This is a genomic window from Winogradskyella psychrotolerans (assembly GCF_018860545.1).
Taxonomy (GTDB): Bacteria; Bacteroidota; Bacteroidia; order Flavobacteriales; family Flavobacteriaceae; genus Winogradskyella; species Winogradskyella psychrotolerans_A.
The window spans coordinates 25695-46145 of record NZ_JAHKPN010000031.1; the positions used below are offsets into that span (position 1 = coordinate 25695).

19 protein-coding genes and 1 pseudogene are annotated in these 20451 nt (G+C 34.3%); 13 read left to right on the forward strand and 7 right to left on the reverse strand.

Annotation, left to right across the window (positions count from 1 at the left end):
- The first annotated feature begins 102 nt into the window (after positions 1–102).
- Positions 103–1380 (forward strand): replication-associated recombination protein A, encoded by a 1278-nt coding sequence (locus KO515_RS10895; protein ID WP_215936378.1) that lies wholly within the window; start codon positions 103–105, stop codon positions 1378–1380.
- A 41-nt stretch (positions 1381–1421) separates the two neighbouring features.
- Here the strand turns inward: KO515_RS10895 and KO515_RS10900 are convergent, their stop codons facing one another.
- From KO515_RS10900 to radC, 4 genes are all read right to left on the reverse strand, one after another.
- Positions 1422–2234, reverse strand: coding sequence for a hypothetical protein (locus tag KO515_RS10900; protein ID WP_215936379.1), 813 nt, complete (start codon positions 2232–2234; stop codon positions 1422–1424).
- 10 nt (positions 2235–2244) lie between these two features.
- Positions 2245–2931, reverse strand: coding sequence for a YjjG family noncanonical pyrimidine nucleotidase (locus KO515_RS10905; protein WP_215936380.1), 687 nt, complete (start codon positions 2929–2931; stop codon positions 2245–2247).
- Complete coding sequence (locus KO515_RS10910; RefSeq protein ID WP_436800009.1) at positions 2928–4265, reverse strand: polysaccharide deacetylase family protein; 1338 nt, start codon at positions 4263–4265, stop codon at positions 2928–2930. The genes KO515_RS10905 and KO515_RS10910 overlap by 4 nt, the downstream gene beginning before the upstream one ends.
- 65 nt (positions 4266–4330) lie before the next feature.
- Positions 4331–5032: a RadC family protein gene (gene radC, locus KO515_RS10915; RefSeq protein WP_215936381.1), complete on the reverse strand. Its 702-nt coding sequence runs from the start codon at positions 5030–5032 to the stop codon at positions 4331–4333.
- A gap of 87 nt (positions 5033–5119) precedes the next feature.
- On the opposite strand from radC, the gene KO515_RS10920 reads away from it, so the two are divergent.
- The 4 genes and pseudogenes from KO515_RS10920 to KO515_RS10935 form a co-directional block, all read left to right on the forward strand.
- A complete protein-coding gene (locus tag KO515_RS10920; protein WP_215936382.1) occupies positions 5120–5710 on the forward strand; it encodes an FMN-binding negative transcriptional regulator in 591 nt (196 codons plus the stop codon).
- Positions 5711–5719: 9 nt separating this feature from the next.
- Positions 5720–6127 (forward strand): hypothetical protein, encoded by a 408-nt coding sequence (locus KO515_RS10925; protein WP_215936383.1) that lies wholly within the window; start codon positions 5720–5722, stop codon positions 6125–6127.
- A gap of 77 nt (positions 6128–6204) precedes the next feature.
- Entirely contained in the window at positions 6205–7092 is an 888-nt protein-coding gene (locus tag KO515_RS10930) for a dienelactone hydrolase family protein (RefSeq protein WP_215936384.1), read from the forward strand.
- An 86-nt stretch (positions 7093–7178) separates the two neighbouring features.
- Positions 7179–7352, forward strand: a pseudogene (locus KO515_RS10935) (tRNA-dihydrouridine synthase family protein); the annotation flags it as partial.
- 175 nt (positions 7353–7527) lie between these two features.
- Here KO515_RS10935 and KO515_RS10940 read toward each other — a convergent pair.
- Positions 7528–8172: a hypothetical protein gene (locus KO515_RS10940; protein ID WP_215936385.1), complete on the reverse strand. Its 645-nt coding sequence runs from the start codon at positions 8170–8172 to the stop codon at positions 7528–7530.
- Between the two features lie 175 nt (positions 8173–8347).
- Between KO515_RS10940 and KO515_RS10945 the strand changes: the two genes are divergently transcribed.
- Positions 8348–9292 (forward strand): tRNA dihydrouridine synthase, encoded by a 945-nt coding sequence (locus KO515_RS10945; protein WP_215936386.1) that lies wholly within the window; start codon positions 8348–8350, stop codon positions 9290–9292.
- Between the two features lie 203 nt (positions 9293–9495).
- Positions 9496–11697: a B12-binding domain-containing radical SAM protein gene (locus tag KO515_RS10950; RefSeq protein ID WP_215936387.1), complete on the forward strand. Its 2202-nt coding sequence runs from the start codon at positions 9496–9498 to the stop codon at positions 11695–11697.
- 45 nt (positions 11698–11742) lie between these two features.
- Here the strand turns inward: KO515_RS10950 and KO515_RS10955 are convergent, their stop codons facing one another.
- Both KO515_RS10955 and KO515_RS10960 read right to left on the reverse strand, forming a co-directional pair.
- Complete coding sequence (locus KO515_RS10955; RefSeq protein WP_215936388.1) at positions 11743–12504, reverse strand: helix-turn-helix domain-containing protein; 762 nt, start codon at positions 12502–12504, stop codon at positions 11743–11745.
- 35 nt (positions 12505–12539) lie between these two features.
- The gene (locus KO515_RS10960) at positions 12540–13691 is read right to left on the reverse strand and encodes an MFS transporter (protein WP_215936389.1); all 1152 of its coding nucleotides are present in this window, start codon (positions 13689–13691) and stop codon (positions 12540–12542) included.
- A 246-nt stretch (positions 13692–13937) separates the two neighbouring features.
- Between KO515_RS10960 and KO515_RS10965 the strand changes: the two genes are divergently transcribed.
- The 6 genes from KO515_RS10965 (at position 13938) to KO515_RS10990 (ending at position 20334) form a co-directional block, all read left to right on the forward strand.
- Positions 13938–14498 (forward strand): hypothetical protein, encoded by a 561-nt coding sequence (locus KO515_RS10965; protein WP_215936390.1) that lies wholly within the window; start codon positions 13938–13940, stop codon positions 14496–14498.
- Positions 14495–14938 (forward strand): hypothetical protein, encoded by a 444-nt coding sequence (locus KO515_RS10970; protein ID WP_215936391.1) that lies wholly within the window; start codon positions 14495–14497, stop codon positions 14936–14938. Before KO515_RS10965 ends, KO515_RS10970 begins: the two co-directional genes overlap by 4 nt.
- A gap of 184 nt (positions 14939–15122) precedes the next feature.
- The gene (locus tag KO515_RS10975; protein WP_252723845.1) at positions 15123–18368 is read left to right on the forward strand and encodes a T9SS type B sorting domain-containing protein; all 3246 of its coding nucleotides are present in this window, start codon (positions 15123–15125) and stop codon (positions 18366–18368) included.
- Between the two features lie 20 nt (positions 18369–18388).
- A complete protein-coding gene (locus KO515_RS10980; protein WP_215936392.1) occupies positions 18389–18529 on the forward strand; it encodes a hypothetical protein in 141 nt (46 codons plus the stop codon).
- Positions 18526–18969, forward strand: a complete 444-nt coding sequence (locus KO515_RS10985; RefSeq protein ID WP_215936393.1) for a hypothetical protein — start codon at positions 18526–18528, stop codon at positions 18967–18969. The genes KO515_RS10980 and KO515_RS10985 overlap by 4 nt, the downstream gene beginning before the upstream one ends.
- A 240-nt stretch (positions 18970–19209) precedes the next feature.
- Positions 19210–20334, forward strand: a complete 1125-nt coding sequence (locus KO515_RS10990; protein ID WP_215936394.1) for a Fic family protein — start codon at positions 19210–19212, stop codon at positions 20332–20334.
- Positions 20335–20451: the final 117 nt, after the last annotated feature.

The following is a 20451-nucleotide window of genomic DNA, read 5'->3' on the forward strand; positions in this document are numbered from 1 at the left end:
CTGAAATAATGGCAGCATCACAGACGTTACGCTCTTTATTTTTTAATATCAATTTCACGGATTTCATTAATCCATCACAAAAGCATTTCGTAATTTTGAAATATGAATACACCATTAGCAGAACGTTTACGACCAAATACATTAGACGACTACTTAAGTCAACAACATTTAGTGGGTAAAAACGGCATGCTGTATCAGCAAATTAAAAGTGGAGTAATTCCTTCCATGATATTTTGGGGGCCTCCAGGCATTGGAAAAACCACTTTAGCAAACATTATTGCGCATGAATCTGATCGTCCGTTTTTTAAATTAAGTGCGATAAATTCTGGTGTAAAAGATATTAGAGAGGTTATTGATAAAGCTAAGAAAAGTGGTGGATTATTCACCGCAAAAAATCCGATTTTATTCATAGATGAAATTCACAGATTTAGCAAATCACAACAAGACTCATTATTAGAAGCGGTAGAAAAAGGTTGGGTAACTTTAATAGGAGCCACTACAGAAAACCCAAGTTTCGAGGTTATTTCGGCGTTATTATCACGGTGTCAAGTGTACACTTTAAATGCGTTTAGCAAAACAGATTTAGAAGATTTATTACAACGTGCTATCACGGAAGACATCAAACTCTCTAAATTAAATATTGAATTAAAAGAGACTGAAGCTCTATTACGCTTATCAGGTGGAGATGCTAGAAAACTACTTAATATTTTTGAATTGCTGGTCGCCTCTTTTGAAGGTGATCAAATTGTGATCACTAATGATTTAGTCACAAAACAAGTCCAAAATCAAGCCGCTCGTTATGACAAAACAGGAGAACAACACTACGATATTATTTCAGCCTTTATAAAATCGATTCGTGGTAGTGACCCAAATGCGGCCGTCTATTATTTAGCTCGAATGATTGAAGGTGGTGAGGATGTCAAATTTATTGCAAGGCGTTTACTAATTTCAGCAAGTGAAGATATTGGTAATGCCAATCCGACGGCTTTAGTCATTGCGAATAATACGTTTCATGCGGTATCGGTAATTGGTAATCCTGAATCACGAATTATTCTAAGCCAATGTGCAACCTATTTAGCGAGCTCCCCAAAAAGTAATGCGGCTTACGAAGCTATTGGAAAAGCACAACAATTAGTGAGAGATACAGGAGATTTATCAGTACCTATTGCCATGCGAAATGCTCCAACAAAACTCATGAAAGAATTGGGTTATGGGGATAATTACAAATATTCGCACAACTACGAAAACAATTTTGTAGCACAAGAATTCCTTCCTAAAGAAATAGTAAACACCAAACTATATGACCCAGGAAATAATGCCAGAGAACAAGCCCAAAGAAATCATTTAAAAATGCTTTGGAAGGATAAGTATGGGTATTAATATTTGTTGTTGGTTGTTGGTTGTTGGTTGTTGGTTGTTGGTTAGAATTTAATATTTAAAATGTTTTCTGTTGCAGACGTACCAGTATTTTCTGAATAGATCCATTGGTCATCTTTCTTAAAAACGATTGCATTTTTGTCTTTAACTATAAAGATATCCTTTGCAGAAGAGTTCAATAAAATCATGATCACTTTTGGCTCCGAATTCACCAACTGAAAACCATTTGAAATAGCTTGAGCATAATAAAGTTCTGGTTTTGTGTTTTCCTTTGCTTTTACAGGAAGTGCTGTGACCTTTTCTTTTGGTTGCTCTTTAGTTTCTTTAATCACAGCGACCTCTTCAATTTTTACGATTTCCTTTACAGGTTGCTTTGCAATTTTAGGTTGTATGGCTTCAGGTTGGGCTACAACCTTTTCCTTCCCAACAAACTTATAGTCCATATTTTGAAAGGTTTCAAACGCCTCTCGCAAAGCTTGACTATAAGCTTTATCAAAATCTTTTAATCGCGATTCCCCTATTTTAGATCTCATAATCTCCACATCATAACAATCTTTTAAAATGATTTCTAGCTTCGTTTTAAACATACCACCTTTATCGTTAGATACACCAGCTGTTAATGCTAAACACGGGTCTTTTTTTAAATCACTTGACAATTCATCAACAAAATAAGCTTCGTATCCATACTTATTAAAAAAAAACTCAAGCATTGAATTTAATTGGTACTGATCGTCGCTTTTAGAGAACTCAAACGCTTTTGGTATAATTATATATTTATAATCATTGATATTATTTTGTGCATATCCAAAAAGACTTAGAAGACAAAATGAAACGGCAAAAACTATTTTCTTAAACATTATTTAATTTTTAAAGGTGATTTATAAGCATTTTTAAATGTGTAATTCGTTTAAAACTATGATTGTTGTGAACATCTTTATAATCAAAATGAATGGTATCCATCCCAACGCTATGAGCACCTTCAATATCGGCCTCAATATTATCCCCAATCATTAAACTTTCGTTTGCTTTTGCTTTAGCTAACTCTAATGCAAAGTTAAAAATTTTAGGGTTAGGTTTCTTAACACCTACCATTTCCGAATTTGTAACCGTCTGAAAATACTGCTTAATTTTTGAAGTCACCATCTTCTTCTCTTGAGCTTCTTCAAATCCGTTAGTTATAATATGTAATTGATACTTCCCTTTCAAGTAATCTAAAATTTCAAATGTTCTATCAAACACATGGTTGAATGTTGATAACTGATCAATATAAGCTTCTGACAAAAGGTGAATAACATCATCTTCAACAGTAACTCCTATTTTTTCAAAAGATTGCTTTAGTCTCCCGTAACGTAAAGCTGACTTTGTAACCTTTTCTTCTCTGTACAATTTCCAATATTCAAAATTTATAGGTTCATAGACCATCAAAAAATCCTTGAGATCGACATCTATATTATTCTGAATAAAAATCTTTTCAAAAGTTAAACCCGAGTTTTTATCAAAATCCCAAAGTGTATGATCTAAGTCGAAAAAAACATGTTTTATTTGGCTTTTCATTCCGTAGATTCTAATATTAAATTAAATAGCGACCTAACCCCTTTCCAACGATCTAAATCACTCAAACTATAATTATGAAATATCGGTATAAAAGTACCATTCACGGCTTTTACTTCTCTAATTATCTTTTGCAAATGTTCTGTTTTGTCTAATTGCGAATTATATTTTAACAATCCAAAATCCAAACAATGGTAAGGATTAATTTGCAATGGTGTCTGTACTTCATAATCCAAATCGTAAAATTGAAAAGGCGTACACGTACCTGCTCTAAACCCTAACGTATTTATATACCCCATAGTATAATCTTGATGAATTTCTAACTCTACCAAGTTCCGGTAGGATGTTGGTAAATTCAATTTCGAAAACGAGTGACGTACCGCTTTTAGATCGGTATGCGTAATAGATTCCATTTTGGTTTTTTCCTTTTTGAGAATAGTTATATCACTTAAGGAAAAGTAGGATGCTTTTAAGCCCACATCACAATAATCGGCTACGGACTTTATAAGTGAAATAAAGTCCTTTTTATTTGTATTTATATTTTTATCATAGGTTGAATAATCCCCTATTAAGAACAGTACTACAAATTTAAATTTGTTTTGTTTTTGTTTTCTGATGATCCATTTAAACGTATCATACGGATCGCGTTTAAACCCAAAAAGCACGGAATATCTAAAATATAATTGTTTTAATCGCAGACGTCTCAGATCATTTAATGTCCCTCCTATCGTTCTTAAAAATCCTTTGTTTTTGAAGTAATATGCCATTGGCACATCTATGACCGGTTGAATACTATAATTTCTAATCGGAAACTCATAATTAGGAAAGCGTTCTGCTAATACATTTTTAAGTTTGTATGCCCAAATATCCACAACGGGTTGTTGTAAAAAATCATTTTCAAAGGCTATACTTTCGGATGCCAAAAATCGTCCATAATCATCCTTTACATGTGGCAAATACTCTTCATATCTACTCAGTAAATAAAAAGATGAAGCAAATATATCGAAGGGTAAATCACTGCGTTCTCCAGTTGCAAAAAACCCTTTGGTATCTTCCCATCCCTGCACGTTAATATCAATATCGGACAAACCGGTTTCAAACAATAGCTCGTTACTTCTTATAAATAACTCATTACTTAAAGGTTGTTTCGCATAAGACATTTTAAGACTATCGTGTGCAATAAAATCTTCAACTTTAGAAGTAAAACGAACCTCGATCCCCAAAATACGTTTGCATATATGCCTAAACGTGTAGGTAACGCGTGGTGTGATTTTATGTGTATAAACTAATAGCATCTGTTCGTTAAGTTCCGAAAAGTTAAAAATAACAAATTCCAACTGTAAAAGCTCAAATTCTAGGAGTAGTTATCTATTGAATTTTATGGGTTTTGAATTTTTAGAAATTAACCCATGAGGTTTTCGTCCGCAAAACTGAAATATGCATTTTCTGTAATAATGAGATGATCTAAAACAGAAATATCTAAACTCTGAGCAGCAACTTTTAATTTTTTAGTAATGTCCTTATCGGCTTGGCTAGGTTTTAAAGTTCCTGATGGGTGATTGTGACATAAGATCAACGCAATCGCTCCAACTTCTAAGGCGTTTTTTAGCACCAAACGCACATCGACTAAAGTCCCTGTAATGCCACCTTTACTCAATTGGTTTTTCTTAATGACTTTATTGGAATTGTTAAGATATAATATCCAAAACTCTTCATGTGGCAAATCTCCAATAATCGGTTGCATAACGTTAAACACCGAACGACTCGATGTAATTTTATCTAACTGTAGGGCATCTTCTAACCGTCTTCGACGTCCCAACTCTAAAGCAGCAACAATTGATATTGCCTTAGCTTCACCAATGCCTTTAAACTCCATTAATTGTGCGATAGTCAATTTTCCAAGAGCATTTAAATTGTGATCAACACTCCCAAAGATACGCTTACAGAGGGCCACAGCACTTTCATCTCTATTGCCTGAGCCGATTAAAATAGCTATTAATTCAGCATCACTAAGGGTCGTTTTTCCTTTGTCTCTTAGTTTTTCTCGTGGCTGATCATCTTGTGACCAATTTTTAATTGAAAATGAAGTTGGTTTGTCTGCCATGCTCTAAAGATAAAAAATTGTAAATTTAGAGGGTCATTAAATTGGCATTAAATTAGTAATACCCGAACCCAATTAGGTTAATAATAAATGAATTACCCTCCACAGCACCATCAAGATAACGATAAAAATCATTTAATTGAAGTGATAAAAACGTATCCTTTAGCGACTGTAATTTCTGTACATCATAATCAGCCCTTAATAACACATCTACCGTTAATTTACGAGAATGGAAAACTGATTGGTCATATTGATAAACACAATCCGCAAGCTGAATTGTTAAAAGATAATAAGGATGTTACTCTTATTTTTGCAGGCCCAGAATGTTATATTTCACCAAGCATTTATTCCACCACGCAATTACCAACTTGGAATTATGTTAAAGTGCATCTCAAAGGAACAGTAAAGGCCATTGAAAGTAAAGCAGCTTTAAAGCAATCCTTAATTACAATGACTGAATTTTTAGAAGCGCCTGATCATAACTATACGTTAGAGTCAGACAATCCGCGTTTAGATAAAAACTTAGGGTATATTGAAATGTTTGAAATCACTATTACAGATTGGGTAGGCAAATTCAAATTATCACAAGACAAAAAACCAAGTGATATTAAAGCGGCTCGTAAAGAATTAATGAAAGCGAACACACAGCGTATTACTCATTTTTTAGACCAAATATTTTAAATAAAACGTATGAAACATTTAATGACACTTTTTATCATTCCGCTATTTGTATTCACTTCAAATCCTAAAAAAGAAGATGTCTTAGGCAAATGGAAAGGAGACGACCAAAGTGAAATCGGTTATATCACTTTCGATAATGAAGGCTACGCTACTTTTGAAATACAAGGACAAATTATAGGTGGAAAAGAATTTACAATGAATGGCAAAAAAGGCAAAATGTCTTATTCTATTAACTATGACACAACACCAATAGAAGTAGACTTCATTGTTACAAAAATAGCATCTAAAGAATCGAAAAAAATATTAGGCATCGCAGAATTCATAGATAACGACACCATGAGATTTGCATTGGATTTTGATGCCAAACGACCAACCGAATTTGGTGATCATACCATTTTACTAGAACGTGTTAAATAATTATAAATTTAAAATTTACTTTATTATTATTTATAACTTAACGCATTAGATTTTTTAATCACTAAAACCTGACAGTAATGAAAGACTTAAAAAAAGAAGATATTAAACAAGAAGTTTTTGATTTATACGATGACTATGCGCACAACAAACTTAACAGAAGACAGTTTGTAGAGAAACTTGGAGTCTATGCTGTTGGTGGTATCACATTGTCTTCTTTAATGAGTTTTATGTCACCTGATTACATTACCAATTTAATGGTTAAACCAGATGACCCAACCTTAGATTCAGATTATATTACTTATGAATCTCCAAAAGGAGGTGGCACCATAAATGGGCTATTATCCCAACCTAAGGACAACAAAACCAAATTACCTGGAGTTATTGTAGTACATGAAAATAGAGGTTTAAATCCTTATATTGAAGATGTCGGACGACGCACAGCAAAAGAAGGTTTTATTTCTTTAGCACCAGATGCCTTAAGTCCATTGGGTGGTTATCCAGGTAATGATGACGACGGTAGAACGATGCAAAAAGAGCGTAACCAACAAGAAATGCTCGAAGATTTTATTGCCGCTTACCATCATCTCAAAAATCACGAGAACTGCGATGGAAATGTTGGCGTCGTTGGTTTCTGCTTTGGAGGCTGGATTTCTAATATGATGGCTGTGCGTTTACCAGATTTAGGAGCCGCAGTACCTTATTACGGCAGACAACCAGAAGCTGAAGATGCTGTAAAAATTAAAGCACCTCTTCTACTCCAATATGGTGAATTAGACACAAGAGTCAATGCTGGTTGGCCAGCATTTGAAAAAATTCTGAAAGCTAATAATATAGAATATACAGCTTATATTTATCCTGAAGTGAATCATGGTTTTCACAATAATACCACACCACGATATGATAAAGCGGCAGCCACGCTATCATGGGAACGCACTATTGCTTTTTTTAAGAAACATTTAAAATAACAATCCCTACTCATTCATCAGAATAATACATTAGTTTTTTGTTATTTAGCGGTTGCAAAAAAATCAACATAAAAACTTAAAACGAAATGCCAATTACGCTGTTATCACCGCCATTACAAGGGTTTACCGATTTCCGATTTCGGAATGCGTTTAACCACTATTTTGGTGGCATTGATACGTTTTATGCTCCATACATTCGGTTTAATAATAAGTTGATTATTAAAAACTCTTATAAACTCGATTTACAACTCGAAGAAAATTATTGGTTTCACAGCATTTACAGATAAGAATATTTTAAATTTTGATGATGAAAGACCTACTGAGTTTGGAGATAATTCTATTATTCTCAAACGTGTTAAGTAAATAATTCAAATCTGACTCTGTTTTATATAGTAGTGAGTTTTAGATTAGTCATTTAATTATACTTCTTCTAGCCTATTGAACATTATAAGATATTAATTTCCTAAGATAACCAGCGTTTTCAGATGCTAAAAGAACTTGTTCGTCTTTTATTAATCCAATACCATCGGAATAGTAAGAATTATTAGTTGCAAGATAAATATATCCATCTTCACGCGTGTAGGTGGCAATTACTTCCAAACAATCAAATGAACCCGCTTCTGTAGAGTAAAAAAGATTTTCACTTTGAAGTTCACCTAACATTGTAACTTCAAATTCACTAATATCAATACTACCAATAAAGAATGGTTCATCTGAATTATTAGAAAATTTAATATATCCATCTTGGTTAACTAAATAGCCCAATGAATCCCTATAGTATTCAAAATGTTCGCCATTCTCTGGTGCAAATAAATAATTCCCATTTTCATTCCCAGAAATGATTCGGTTAAATCTATAATATATACTCCCATTTATTTCTTCTGTTCCAACAATAGAAATAGACTCCTGTACGTCCCTTGGGCTTTCGACTCCTTCATTATTAACACTATACCACCTATAGTGCCACTGATTACCTACAGTAAGTGCATAAAAATTAGAATCTAGATCTTGGTTATTATCTGAAGTTGTACAAGATGATAATAACATGGCAATAAAGCATACATAAATAATTCGTTTCATAATTTTTGAGATTGATTAATAATTGAAATGTAATTATGCTTTATGTATTGTGGTTTTGGTTGGTTATTCCTTTAACGATTAAATATATAATATATTATATTCAACCCATAAGATTTGACTTTCTTAAAAAAATATACCACCTTCGTTTTATAGGACTTATAAAACATAAAACGAAATGCCAATTACACTTTTATCATCACCATTACAAGGGTTTACCGATTTCCGATTTCGGAATACGTTTAACCACTATTTTGGTGGCATTGACACGTTTTATGCTCCTTACATTCGATTTAATAATAAGTTGATTATTAAAAATTCTTATAAACTCGATTTACAGCTCGAAAACAATTCAACATTAGAAGTCATTCCACAAATCATGACCAATAGCGCTGATGAGTTTTTATTCGTAGTCGATTATATCCAAGAATTAGGTTATAAAGAGTTGAACTGGAATTTAGGTTGTCCCTATCCCATGGTGACGAATCGTGGTATGGGTTCTGGACTCATTTGCGATCCGGAAAAAATCAATCATATTTTAGAGCGCGTTCATAAAGAAACGGACATTGTGGTGTCTATGAAAATGCGCATGGGTTACGAAAACCCAGAAGAAATTTTAGACACTTTCCCTATTCTAGACGCTTATCCGCTTAAAAATATTGCCATTCACGCACGTATTGGAAAACAATTGTACAAAGGCGGAGTAAATCTTGATGCTTTTGAAAAATGTATAGAAAGCACCAAACACAAATTGTATTACAACGGTGATATTACTTCTGTTACAAAGTTGAAAGAAATGCAAACGCGTTTTCCAAGTATTGATCATTTTATGATTGGTAGAGGACTCATTGCAGATCCGTTTTTACCAAGCATGATTAAAAACAACACGACAGACTATCCAAAAAACCGATGGGACATTTTTAGAGAATTCCATGATACCATTTATCAGCAGTACGATGAAGCCTTATCTGGACCAACTCCGATAAAAATGAAAATGCAAGGCTTTTGGGAATACTTTGCACAGTCGTTTTCAGATCCACGGAAGACCTTTAAGAAAATTAAAAAGGCCAACAATCCAAGAGCATATCAGCAAGCGGTTACTGAGATTTTGAGGAATGGGTAAAACTTATTGTCATTCTGAGCAATGCGAAGAATCTCTAAAAAAAAGTAATTATTAGTTAAAAGATTCTTCACTTCGTACCTTGTTCAGAATGACAAACCGAACTGTCATTCTGAGTGAAGCATGACCGAAGAATCTCAAAAAACCAATCATTTTACAACTATATTTGCAATCATCAATTTCATTTTCATTTTCAACTTCAACCAGTGAAAGACCTCTTACTCATAACACCTCCATTTACCCAATTAAACACTCCGTATCCTGGAACCGCCTATCTTAAAGGTTTTTTGAATACCAAAGGGATTGACGCGTTTCAAATGGATTTGGGTATTGAAGTGATTTTAGAGTTGTTCAAAAAAGAAACCTTCGAAGAAATTTTTCAATTGGCTTTTGAAAACGATCGTATTCAAACTGAAAACTGTGAACGTATTTATGCTTTGAAAGAACATTATTTAAAATCTTTAGATGATATCATCTTATTTCTTCAAGGCAAAAATCAAACCTTTGCCAGACAGATTTGCACCACCAACTTTTTGCCGCAAGCCTCGCGTTTTGCACAATTAGACGATATGGATTTTGCATTTGGTGCCATGGGAATGCAAGACAAAGCCAAACATTTAGCCACACTTTATATTGAAGATTTATCCGATTTCATCGTCGAATGTATTGATCCCGATTTTGGATTCAGTCGGTATGCGGAACGTTTAGGGCAAAGTGCCAACTCCTTTGATGAACTTTATGCACAGCTTCAAGATGATGAAACCTACATCGATCAAATCACATTAGAATTATTAGAGACTCGGATTAAAGACACACAACCCAAACTCATTTGCTTTTCGGTACCGTTTCCTGGAAATTTATACAGTGCTTTTCGTTGTGCACAATTTATAAAAGCCAATTATCCTGAGATAAAAATCGCGATGGGTGGTGGATTTCCAAATACCGAATTACGGTCTGTTACAGATGTCAGGGTTTTTGAATTTTTCGATTTTATCACTTTAGATGATGGCGAATTACCAATTGAGTTACTCTATGAAAACGTTTGTCATTCTGAGCCAAAGCGAAGAATCTCAGAAATGGAATACAAACGCACCTTTGTCCTAGAAAACGGAACCATCGTCTATAAAAATAACAGCAGCTCTCCAGATTACAAACAAGCCGATGTTGGTACGCCAGATTATTCAGATTTATTATTAGATCAATATATCTCTGTTATAGAGATCGCCAACCCTATGCACAGTTTATGGAGCGATGGCAGATGGAACAAACTCACCATGGCGCACGGTTGTTATTGGGGAAAATGCACCTTTTGCGATATATCCTTAGACTATATAAAAATTTATGAGCCTGTTGCGGCATCGCTTTTAGTCGACCGCATGGAAACACTCATTGCGCAAACTGGCGAAACTGGGTTTCACTATGTCGATGAAGCCGCTCCTCCATCGTTGATGAAAGCTTTAGCGCTCGAAATCCTAAAACGTAACCTCAGCGTCACTTGGTGGACCAATATTAGATTCGAGAAAAACTTTACTCAAGATCTTTGTATTTTATTAAAGGCCTCTGGTTGTATTGCCGTTTCTGGTGGACTGGAAGTCGCGTCAGATCGTTTGTTAAAATTGATTGACAAAGGTGTCACCGTTGAGCAAGTGGCGCAAGTGACTCGCAATTTTACCGAAGCGAATATTATGGTGCATTCGTACTTAATGTATGGTTACCCAACCCAAACGGTTCAAGAAACGATAGATAGTTTAGAAATGGTACGTCAGCTATTTGAAGTTGGTGTGTTACAATCGGGCTTTTGGCATCAATTTGCTTTAACAGCGCACAGTCCTGTGGGATTAAATCCTAGTGATTATGGCATTACTCCAAATTATAAAAACATAAGTTTTGCCAATAATGATGTTGATTTTACGGATTCAACTGGTATTGACCATTCGCAATTTAGTTACGGGTTAAAAAAATCACTTTTCAATTTTATGCATGGTATTGGGTTTGATAGTCCTTTACAAGATTGGTTCGACTTTGATATTCCTGACACCGAAATCGATCCTGATTTTATCTATAATTCCTTAGCACAAGAACCTGTTTTCAACATTAAACCAACCGCAAAAATTGTGTGGTTAGGCAGCATGCCTTTGGTGGCTGAATTTTCTAAAACGAAAAAAGGAACCACTAAAGACTTCTTAGAATTCACCTTTCATGATACGGCAGACAGCTTTCAGATTACACTAGAAAAAGAAAAAGGCCTTTGGCTTTTAGATTGCTTGGAACAAATATCACCGCAACACAAGCCACAATCATTTAAGCAATTAAAAACCAGTTTTGAAACTCATTTTGAAGATTTTGAAGTGTTTTGGCATTCGAAACCTATTGATATTTTGAGAGGTTCTGGTTTACTAGTATTATAATATCTAGCGCCTTAGCACGAATCAAACGACACTAAACACCAAAAATCAGTGATGTTTCTTAAATGTTGAAGGACTCACTCCGACATTCTTTTTAAAAAACCGTGAAAAGCTACTTTGAGAATCAAAACCAAGCTCAAAAGCCAATTCTTTTGGAGAAATTTCACTTCTAACAAGTCGTCTTTTGGCTTCGGTGATTTGGCGTTGTTGAATAATCTGTTTCGCTGTTAAATTGAGTTTTTCTTTTAAAATTTGATTCAAACGTTTCGAACTCACACCGATAGTTTCCGCATAAAAGCTGCTATTCGTTTCGTTTAGAAAATGTGTTTCCATTAATTCTAAAAACTGAAAGACACGCTTCTGATTTAAATCTTGTTCTAAAAATCCATCGTTTTGATAACGGATTAGATGCAACATCAAAACCTTCAACAACGTTTTGAGCATAATATACGATGCTGCGTCACTTTGGTACTCGTCTTCAAGTAAATGAATGACTTTTTTTAGTTGCTCAATTTCCGACGTGTTTGTTACAACCCATTGTGGATATTTATTAAACAGCGTCATAATATCCAACGCATACTCAATATCGTCTTCGTCAATAAGATCGCGTTCAAAATTTAATAAGGTCGCGTTTTCAAGCTTATGGATATCGACTTTAAACGTTTCATTCAAAGGTTTAAAATGAACACATAAACTAGCATCTTGCTTAAATTCAAAGCAAATGCCCATAGAATTACCAGAGAGTATTCCTTCAATAGTTTCAAAATTATTACTAATTTGAAATTTATGTTTCCAATCTGTTCTGTGCATCGTCTTTTAAGGTCTCCCTCAAAAGTAAGAAGAATTTAGTCAAGTTCATTCTTAGTCAACTTTTGAAAACGAACATAAAGTACAGCTCCAATCACTAAAGCTAAACCCGAAGCAATCGCATAAATAGCCATATGATTTTTAGAAATAAACTCAATAAACGTAGATAAAAACTGACCACCGAAAACAGCCATAGAAAACAAGCCTAAATTTTTTCCTTGGTTTTGCGGTGTACTTGCTTCAAGCATCATGTGGTTTAACAACGGAATGGTAAATCCAAAACCAATGCCTATAAAAATCGCTGTGAGGACCAAGAACGGTAAACTCGCTGTAATTGCCAACACCAAATAACCCAACATAAAAAATAGAAATCCGAGAGCAACGGTTTTCCCATCACCCAAAAGCTTCACCATTTTTGGCATCTGACTCGCGGTTATAATCGCAATCAAAGATATAAACGCCATTAAATATCCGGTTTGCGATTCACTAAAACCAAAGGTTTCAGGTAAGTATATTGGCAAGGTTACAAATCCTACAAAAAACAACATCATGGCAAATAGCGATGCTATAAAAATGAGCCTTACCTTGGTTTTGCTTTTGTCATTTTCGGAAGTTGCCTGTGCTTCCGTCGTCTCTTTCTTTTCTGGTTTGGGTAAGGTTTTTGCCACTAACAACAAACACAATAAAGCGACCAAATAAATATAAAATGGAAATTGCCAATGCAATTCACCCAAAATACCACCAATAGCCAAAAAGACAACTCCACCTAATTCTATGGACATACCTTGATAGGCAATCATTTTCATTCGATCTTCACCAACAAAAAATTCCGCAATATAAGCCGTCACCGACACCTGAATAGCAACTGTTGCGGCTCCTAATAAAATCCGGTCTAAAATTAAAAACACATCATTGGATATAAAAGCTCCGACTACACCCAAAACAGCATAAGGCACAAGACCTAAACTTAGTAATTTTAGCGTTCCAAGTTTATGTAACAAACGACCAATTAAAGGAGCAAAAAGCACGACACCTAATGAAGGTAGCGTAATTAACCAACTGGGCGAAAAGCCTAAATCGTTATGTGCAACGATGCTTGATAATGACGGAGCGATAACAGTCCCAACCATGATGGTTAAACTGCTCACCAATAGCAATGTGAAAATTCCGAACTTTGAGATGTGTTTCATACTGCAAAATTCAAACTAATCTCTCAAAATGTAATAACGCGTTTTCTAAAAAACTGTGCAAAAATGGAAATCGGTTCGTTTTTAATTTGCGATTAAGGTTTAGATGATGATCATCTGGATTTAAATGGGTAAGCTGTTCTAAATTTCCACCCTACAATTTGCCGCTTAAAAATTTTCTTAGACCTTTGTAAGATCTAAAACTGAGTGATTATACCCAGCCAAAGGCAAAACTTCAAAAATTTCTTAATGAGAAAACATAAAGCCATTCGATTTTTAATGGTCGCTACTGTTTTATTTACGCAGGTTACCTTTTTAACCATGATTGTAAACGCGCATTACGAAACCAACGCAGCCATAATTATAGCCGCACTTGTTATTATACTTACCATCGTTTTTGGCTATCGCTACTTAGATTTACACCACGAAGATTACGCCTACGAAAAAATATCCGTCGTGATTTGGGTGCCAATTGGAGCCGTATTGTGTTACCTCTTAAATGTTCCTGGTGGTTTAGGCCCCATTTTAGCCATGGGCATTGTGGGAACATTAGCGTCATTTTTACCATCTTCAAATAAAAAATCGAATTACTTACAACAACTACCAGCAAGCATTTATTGTGGTGCTTTTGTTGGCATGTCTAGTGCAGAAACTAGCCCTTCCCTAGGTTTTGCACTTGCTGCAGGCACACTTGCAGGTCTGTTTTTTATGATGTCTAAAAACTTATTTCTTGGTGTTGGCGGAAAATTAGGCACCATGGCATTTGCAGGTGTCATCACAGCAACTCTAATGTATGCGTTATTAGTATGAATCCATTTATACTCATTATCACCGGAATTTTAGGCGCCACAGTCACCCACTTTGTTAGCGAATACTTACGCCTTGGCGCTGTAAAAGCCTCTGCGTTACTATCGCTAATAGTCGGTTTGTTTTGTTATGCCTTTCCTAACGTACTCAATGGCTATTTAACCGAACACCTCCCTATTGTATTTGTTGGTACCTCGTTTATTGGGATGGTCTCTGCTAAAACCTTAAAAAGTTACCCCTTGCTTGCCATAGCAGGAGCGCTATTTACTGGGATTTACATTACGAAAAGCCATGTCTTTGATGGTTATGGAGGTGCACTTGGAGCACTTGCGTTTATTGCTTTAGTGACCACTATGGGTTTTGCTTTTGTGGTATCGAATTCTGCTAAAATTAGGCGTAAGGTTGTTTTGGTTTGTCAGACGGTTTTTGGTATTGGGGAATAGGGTTTTGATTGTTTTGGGGTATTAGACCGATAAATCTTTTGAGAGATTCTGACTTATTAGTGTTATTATTATACTCTTTTAAAAAACAATGTATTATCTATTGAAAGATTTGAATTTTTAAATTATTTCACCGTTCTTCGTTTTCCCTATATTAAATACCCTTCGATAAAGACCTGATATAGAAATGAAAAACCTACAACGATTAACATTACTTATTCTATTTTTAAATTGGAATCATTACTCCAATGCTCAAATTACTTTATCTCATAATATAGGCACTACACCGATTGAAACAGACATGTTTTCTTGTGAAGATTTTGAAACATGGTCACGTATTTTTAATCTCGCTGATTTTGGAATTGCAGCTAATGAACAATTTATTATAAGATCAGGTCAAGTTGCATTTAGTCAATCTAGTGATGGTGCAATTTTAGAATTTAGAGTTATGAATATTGATGATAATTTTCATTTATTAGGTCGACGAGGTATTGGGCAATCTCCAATTATTAATGGTGCACCTGAGATTATACAAACAGACTTTGAAAACCCAATAATAGTCCCAGCAGGCACTGAAAGAATCTTAGTTACAGTTCAGAAAACTGTAGAAATCTATAACCCCGCATCTGCAGAGGTTTACATTGCTGGTACTGCAAATGACACTGGGGTGTCATATTATTCAGGATGTCAAGACAACTTCGGCATTACCCCCACTACAAATTTAACAACTCCTGTACCTAATGCAAATTTTTACATAAATGTAACAGGAGATGTTCTTAACATTCAAAGTTCAGGATCTACAACGCGATTGTCTCACAATGTTTGCGATGATATTATTCAAACAGATATACATTCCTGTAGCTCATCTTATATCTATTGGGCAAGAACATTTACACTCGCAAACTTTGGTATTTCAACTAACGAAGAGTTTGTCATTACTTCTGGTCAAGTCGGTATTAATAATGTCGGTTGGTCACCAGAAATAAGCTTTAACATTTACGAAATAGACGATAATTTTCCAGATTCGTTCTCAGAAACAAATCTTATTGGAAGTAGTCAATACCAACAGCTTAATGCTGTTATTAATGATGACTCTGAAATTATTCAAATAGACTTTAACACGCCTGTAGTAATACCGGCTGATGTGGAAAGAATATTGGTAGAAGTCCACAAAGGTATTGCTTACGGAAGTGCTTTAGCTTTTATCTCTGGCTCAACCTATGATAATGATTTGTCTTGGCAAAGAGGTTGTACAAATTTAGCAGGCGGTCCTTCATATGGATCTGATGAATATGTTTCTACCGTAGATTTAGGGAGGCCAGATGCTAATTTCTATATCAACGTAACTGGTAACGTAAACCATCTTACTAATAACTATTCAATGAATATTTCAAATATTTGTTCCGAATTTCTAAAGGAATTTAGTATTGAAAACGATACAAATATAACATCTGTAATCTGGGATTTTGGAGATCCTGCTTCAGGTATTGAAAACACCTCTTTAGACACATCACCTTTTCATGATTTTTCAGAAGACGGAATCTATACCATAACTGCTACCGTTACTACTAATAATGGGAGTGTTGAAACTCTAAGTGAAACGATAGATGTCAATGAACCACCAACGGCTTATGCTATAAATAATATTTACGCATGCGAAGATGTTTTTGATTCAGGTATTTCATCTTCTATTGATGTATCTATGATTACACAACAGGTTTTAGGTGGGCAAACCGATAAAATAATCACTTATATTGATGGGAGTTATAATGAATATACCCAATTACCGAATCCTTTCACAAACACTATAAGAGATATAGAAACTATAATTGTAAGAGTTGCACATGAAGATACACCTTGTTGCTATTCCGAAGCTTCTTTTGATATTATAGTATTACCTTCTCCTCAAATTAATGACGTTGAAGACCTCATTTCTTGTAGTGAAACAAGTAATGGTTATAGCACTTTTGATATAAGTAATATACCTAATACTATTATCAATGGTCAACCTGATGTAACCGTTGAATTATTTGACAGTCAAAATATTTCAATATCAACTTCTGATTATTCTAGCTTCACAAATCTAACACCTCAACAAGATTATATTACAGCTGTATTAACCAATTCAGTAACGGGTTGTTATTCTGAAAAGACTATTACTATTTTAGTCAATGAAAATCCTATAGCCAACCAGTTACAAATCCTATACGGCTGTGATGATAACAATGATGGTTTTTCAGAATATTTTGAAACCTCTAATATCGAGAATCAAGTTTTAGGTGCTCAATCTGGTATGAGCATTACTTATTATACCGAAAACGGATTTGAATTACTGAGTCCATTGCCTAACCCCTTGACAAACACAGAGCCTTTCAATCAAAATATAACAGTAAGAGTTACTGATACGGGAACACGTTGTTATGCTGAAACAGTTTTGCAATTACAAACAATAACACAACCAAATATTAGCCAACCTCTTAATTTATATGCCTGCGACCAAGGAGATGGTTATTCCGAATTTGACACTTCTGATATCGAAACACAACTGATAGGAAATCAGACAGGGTTAACAGTATTATATTTTGACACCAATGGTAATTCACTTCCTAGTCCTTTACCGGCTTTACTCCAAAATACAAATCCTTTCTCGCAAACCATTAATGTTACGGTTGAAGACTCATCAAACCCTTTATGTTATTCTGAAACCTCCTTTAATTTAATTGTAAATCCATTACCTGAGGTTGATTTGGAAGATACCTATACCTTGTGTGATTTAGAACCACATCTTAATTTATCAGTGCCCAATAACTTTAACGCTTACACGTGGACCTATGAGGATGGCACGATAATTTCAACCTCGTATAATGCTCTAGTCATAGATGAAGGTCAGTACACCTTAACCATAACTAAATTAGAAAATGGTATAAGCTGCGAAAACACTTATTCTTTTTATTTAATACGTTCTGAATTACCTGAGATTGAAGACGTAAAATATGGCGAACTTGGTAATAATTTTATTGAAATCATAGCTTCAGGTGATGGTAACTTTGAATATTCTATAGATGAAATAAACTACCAAGACAGTAATTATTTCCCTAATGTAACAGGAGGAACATATACTGTCTATGTCAGAGAAAAGGAAGGATGTGGTGCAGATTCACAAAATGTAACCATAATCGATTACCCTAAGTTCTTTACCCCTAATCACGATACAAAAAACGACTATTGGCAAATAAAAGGTATTAATAATTACCCCAATGCTAAAGTCTTAATCTATAATAGATACGGTAAATTATTAACACAACTATCTGCAAATGAATCTGGTTGGGATGGAACATATAATAGAAAAGCATTACCAACTAGCGATTATTGGTTTATCGCTCATCTAGGTAATGGTAAAACTTTTACAGGTCATTTTTCTTTAAAGCGCTAACAACAGAGTAAACATTATGTATGTTAGTTACCTTTAATTCTAAATTTGCGCGCTACAATTTACCTCTTAAAAACTTATTTCTTGGTGTTGGCGGAAAATTAGGCACCATGGCATTTGCAGGTGTCATCACAGCAACTCTAATGTATGCGTTATTGGTATGAATACATGTATCCTCATCATCACCGGAATTTTAGGCGCCACACTCACCCACTTTGTTAGCGAACACTTACGCTTTGGCGCTGTAAAAGCCTCTGCGTTACTATCGCTTATTGTAGGATTATTTTTTTATGCCTTTCCTAACGTACTCAATGGCTATTTAACCGAACATCTCCCTATTGTATTTGTTGGCACCTCGTTTATTGGGATGGTCTCTGCTAAAACCTTGAAAAGCTACACCTTGCTTGCCATAGCAGGAACGCTATTTACTGGGATTTACATTACGAAAAGCCATGTCTTTGATGGTTATGGAGGTGCACTTGGCGCACTTGCGTTTATTGCTTTGGTTACTACTATGGGTTTTGCTTTTGTGGTATCGAATTCTGCTAAAATTAGGAGTAAGGTTGTTTTGGTTTGGGAAAAGGTTTTTGGCTCTGGAAAATAGGACTTAAATCTCTATATATTAAAATCTTACATTAATTGTTGTAAGGTTTGACTTTCTAAAAATTTTAAGAGAATCTCATATATAGGATATAGGTCTTTATATAATTGAGTTAAATCACATTAAACAGCAATCTTTACTAATTAAGATTTCATATATATATTTAATTTAACAACATCCTTAATTAATTTTTTTTCAATATTCTTAAATAAGGAGTACTTTTGTTTAAGAATATTAAAAGAAATGAAAGCATTCAACGCTGGTAATTATATAAATCAAGGAACTTATAAAAGTTTTCAACCCACCAAAATAAATCAAAAATGGGCAATTGAAGACATGGAGGTATTAAGTCTTTTAAGTCAAGCAGACAGACAACTTGGAAGACTTGATATGTATTCAGAGTACATTCCAAACATTGATTTATTTATCAGTATGCACGTGTTAAAAGAAGCAACACAATCAAGTAAAATAGAGGGAACAAAGACAAATATAGAAGATGCTTTATTAGACAAAGAAGATGTAAATGATGAAAAAAAGGATGATTGGGAAGAAGTACAAAATTATATAGAAGCTTTAAACTCTGCTATCAAAAGTTTAGAAAAGTTACCTTTCTCTTCGCGGCTGATAAGAGAAACTCATAAAATATTACTACAAGGAGTAAGAGGAAAACATAAACTGCCTGGAGAGTTCAGAAGTAGTCAAAACTGGATAGGCGGAGCGAGCATTAATGATGCCACATTTATTCCCCCTATTCACACAAGTGTTAACGAATATATGGGAGACTTAGAGAATTTCGCCCATAACACAGAAGCCTTTTTCCCTGACTTGCTTAAAATTGCATTAATACATTATCAATTTGAAACAGTTCACCCTTTTCTTGATGGAAATGGAAGAGTTGGTAGGCTTATGATTACATTGTATTTGGTAGAAAAAGGAATATTAAAAAAACCTATACTTTATCTTTCTGATTTTTTTGAAAGAAACAGAACGTTATACTATGACAATCTAACAAGAGTTAGAGAAAAAAGCGATTTAAACCAATGGTTAAAATTCTTTTTAGTTGGAGTTATAGAAACTGCAAAAAATGGAATAAACACATTTGATAGTATTTTAAAATTACAAAAAGAAGTTGAAGTAAAATTACAAACACTGGGAAGTCGTTCAAACAATGCACAATTAATTTTAAATCATCTTTTTCAAAAACCAATTGTAGATGCTCAAAAAGCTAAAGAATTAACTGGCTTGTCTTCCCCTTCCGTTTATAAGTTAATTGAAGCACTTGAAAAGCTTGAAATATTAACTGAAATCACTGGTGCTAAAAGAGGAAAGATATATTTGTTCAGAGAATACACAAAACTATTTAAGTAATCTCATGCAAACACTTGAAAAGAATCATCTCACAAAAACTTAATATAACTTTAAAACGCCATATCAAAACGTCATGTTAAACCTTCTTCATCCATCCAATTAATCCATATTTTTGCA

What these genes read in the sequence shown, in the direction of transcription:
- KO515_RS10895 (WP_215936378.1), top strand. Translation starts at nt 103, where the DNA reads ATGAATACACCATTAGCAGAACGTTTACGACCAAATACATTAGACGAC.
- KO515_RS10900 (WP_215936379.1), bottom strand. Translation starts at nt 2,234, where the DNA reads ATGTTTAAGAAAATAGTTTTTGCCGTTTCATTTTGTCTTCTAAGTCTT.
- KO515_RS10905 (WP_215936380.1), bottom strand. Translation starts at nt 2,931, where the DNA reads ATGAAAAGCCAAATAAAACATGTTTTTTTCGACTTAGATCATACACTT.
- radC (WP_215936381.1), bottom strand. Translation starts at nt 5,032, where the DNA reads ATGGCAGACAAACCAACTTCATTTTCAATTAAAAATTGGTCACAAGAT.
- KO515_RS10920 (WP_215936382.1), top strand. Translation starts at nt 5,120, where the DNA reads ATGAATTACCCTCCACAGCACCATCAAGATAACGATAAAAATCATTTA.
- KO515_RS10925 (WP_215936383.1), top strand. Translation starts at nt 5,720, where the DNA reads ATGAAACATTTAATGACACTTTTTATCATTCCGCTATTTGTATTCACT.
- KO515_RS10930 (WP_215936384.1), top strand. Translation starts at nt 6,205, where the DNA reads ATGAAAGACTTAAAAAAAGAAGATATTAAACAAGAAGTTTTTGATTTA.
- KO515_RS10940 (WP_215936385.1), bottom strand. Translation starts at nt 8,172, where the DNA reads ATGAAACGAATTATTTATGTATGCTTTATTGCCATGTTATTATCATCT.
- KO515_RS10945 (WP_215936386.1), top strand. Translation starts at nt 8,348, where the DNA reads ATGCCAATTACACTTTTATCATCACCATTACAAGGGTTTACCGATTTC.
- KO515_RS10955 (WP_215936388.1), bottom strand. Translation starts at nt 12,504, where the DNA reads ATGCACAGAACAGATTGGAAACATAAATTTCAAATTAGTAATAATTTT.
- KO515_RS10960 (WP_215936389.1), bottom strand. Translation starts at nt 13,691, where the DNA reads ATGAAACACATCTCAAAGTTCGGAATTTTCACATTGCTATTGGTGAGC.
- KO515_RS10965 (WP_215936390.1), top strand. Translation starts at nt 13,938, where the DNA reads ATGAGAAAACATAAAGCCATTCGATTTTTAATGGTCGCTACTGTTTTA.
- KO515_RS10970 (WP_215936391.1), top strand. Translation starts at nt 14,495, where the DNA reads ATGAATCCATTTATACTCATTATCACCGGAATTTTAGGCGCCACAGTC.
- KO515_RS10975 (WP_252723845.1), top strand. Translation starts at nt 15,123, where the DNA reads ATGAAAAACCTACAACGATTAACATTACTTATTCTATTTTTAAATTGG.
- KO515_RS10980 (WP_215936392.1), top strand. Translation starts at nt 18,389, where the DNA reads ATGTTAGTTACCTTTAATTCTAAATTTGCGCGCTACAATTTACCTCTT.
- KO515_RS10985 (WP_215936393.1), top strand. Translation starts at nt 18,526, where the DNA reads ATGAATACATGTATCCTCATCATCACCGGAATTTTAGGCGCCACACTC.
- KO515_RS10990 (WP_215936394.1), top strand. Translation starts at nt 19,210, where the DNA reads ATGAAAGCATTCAACGCTGGTAATTATATAAATCAAGGAACTTATAAA.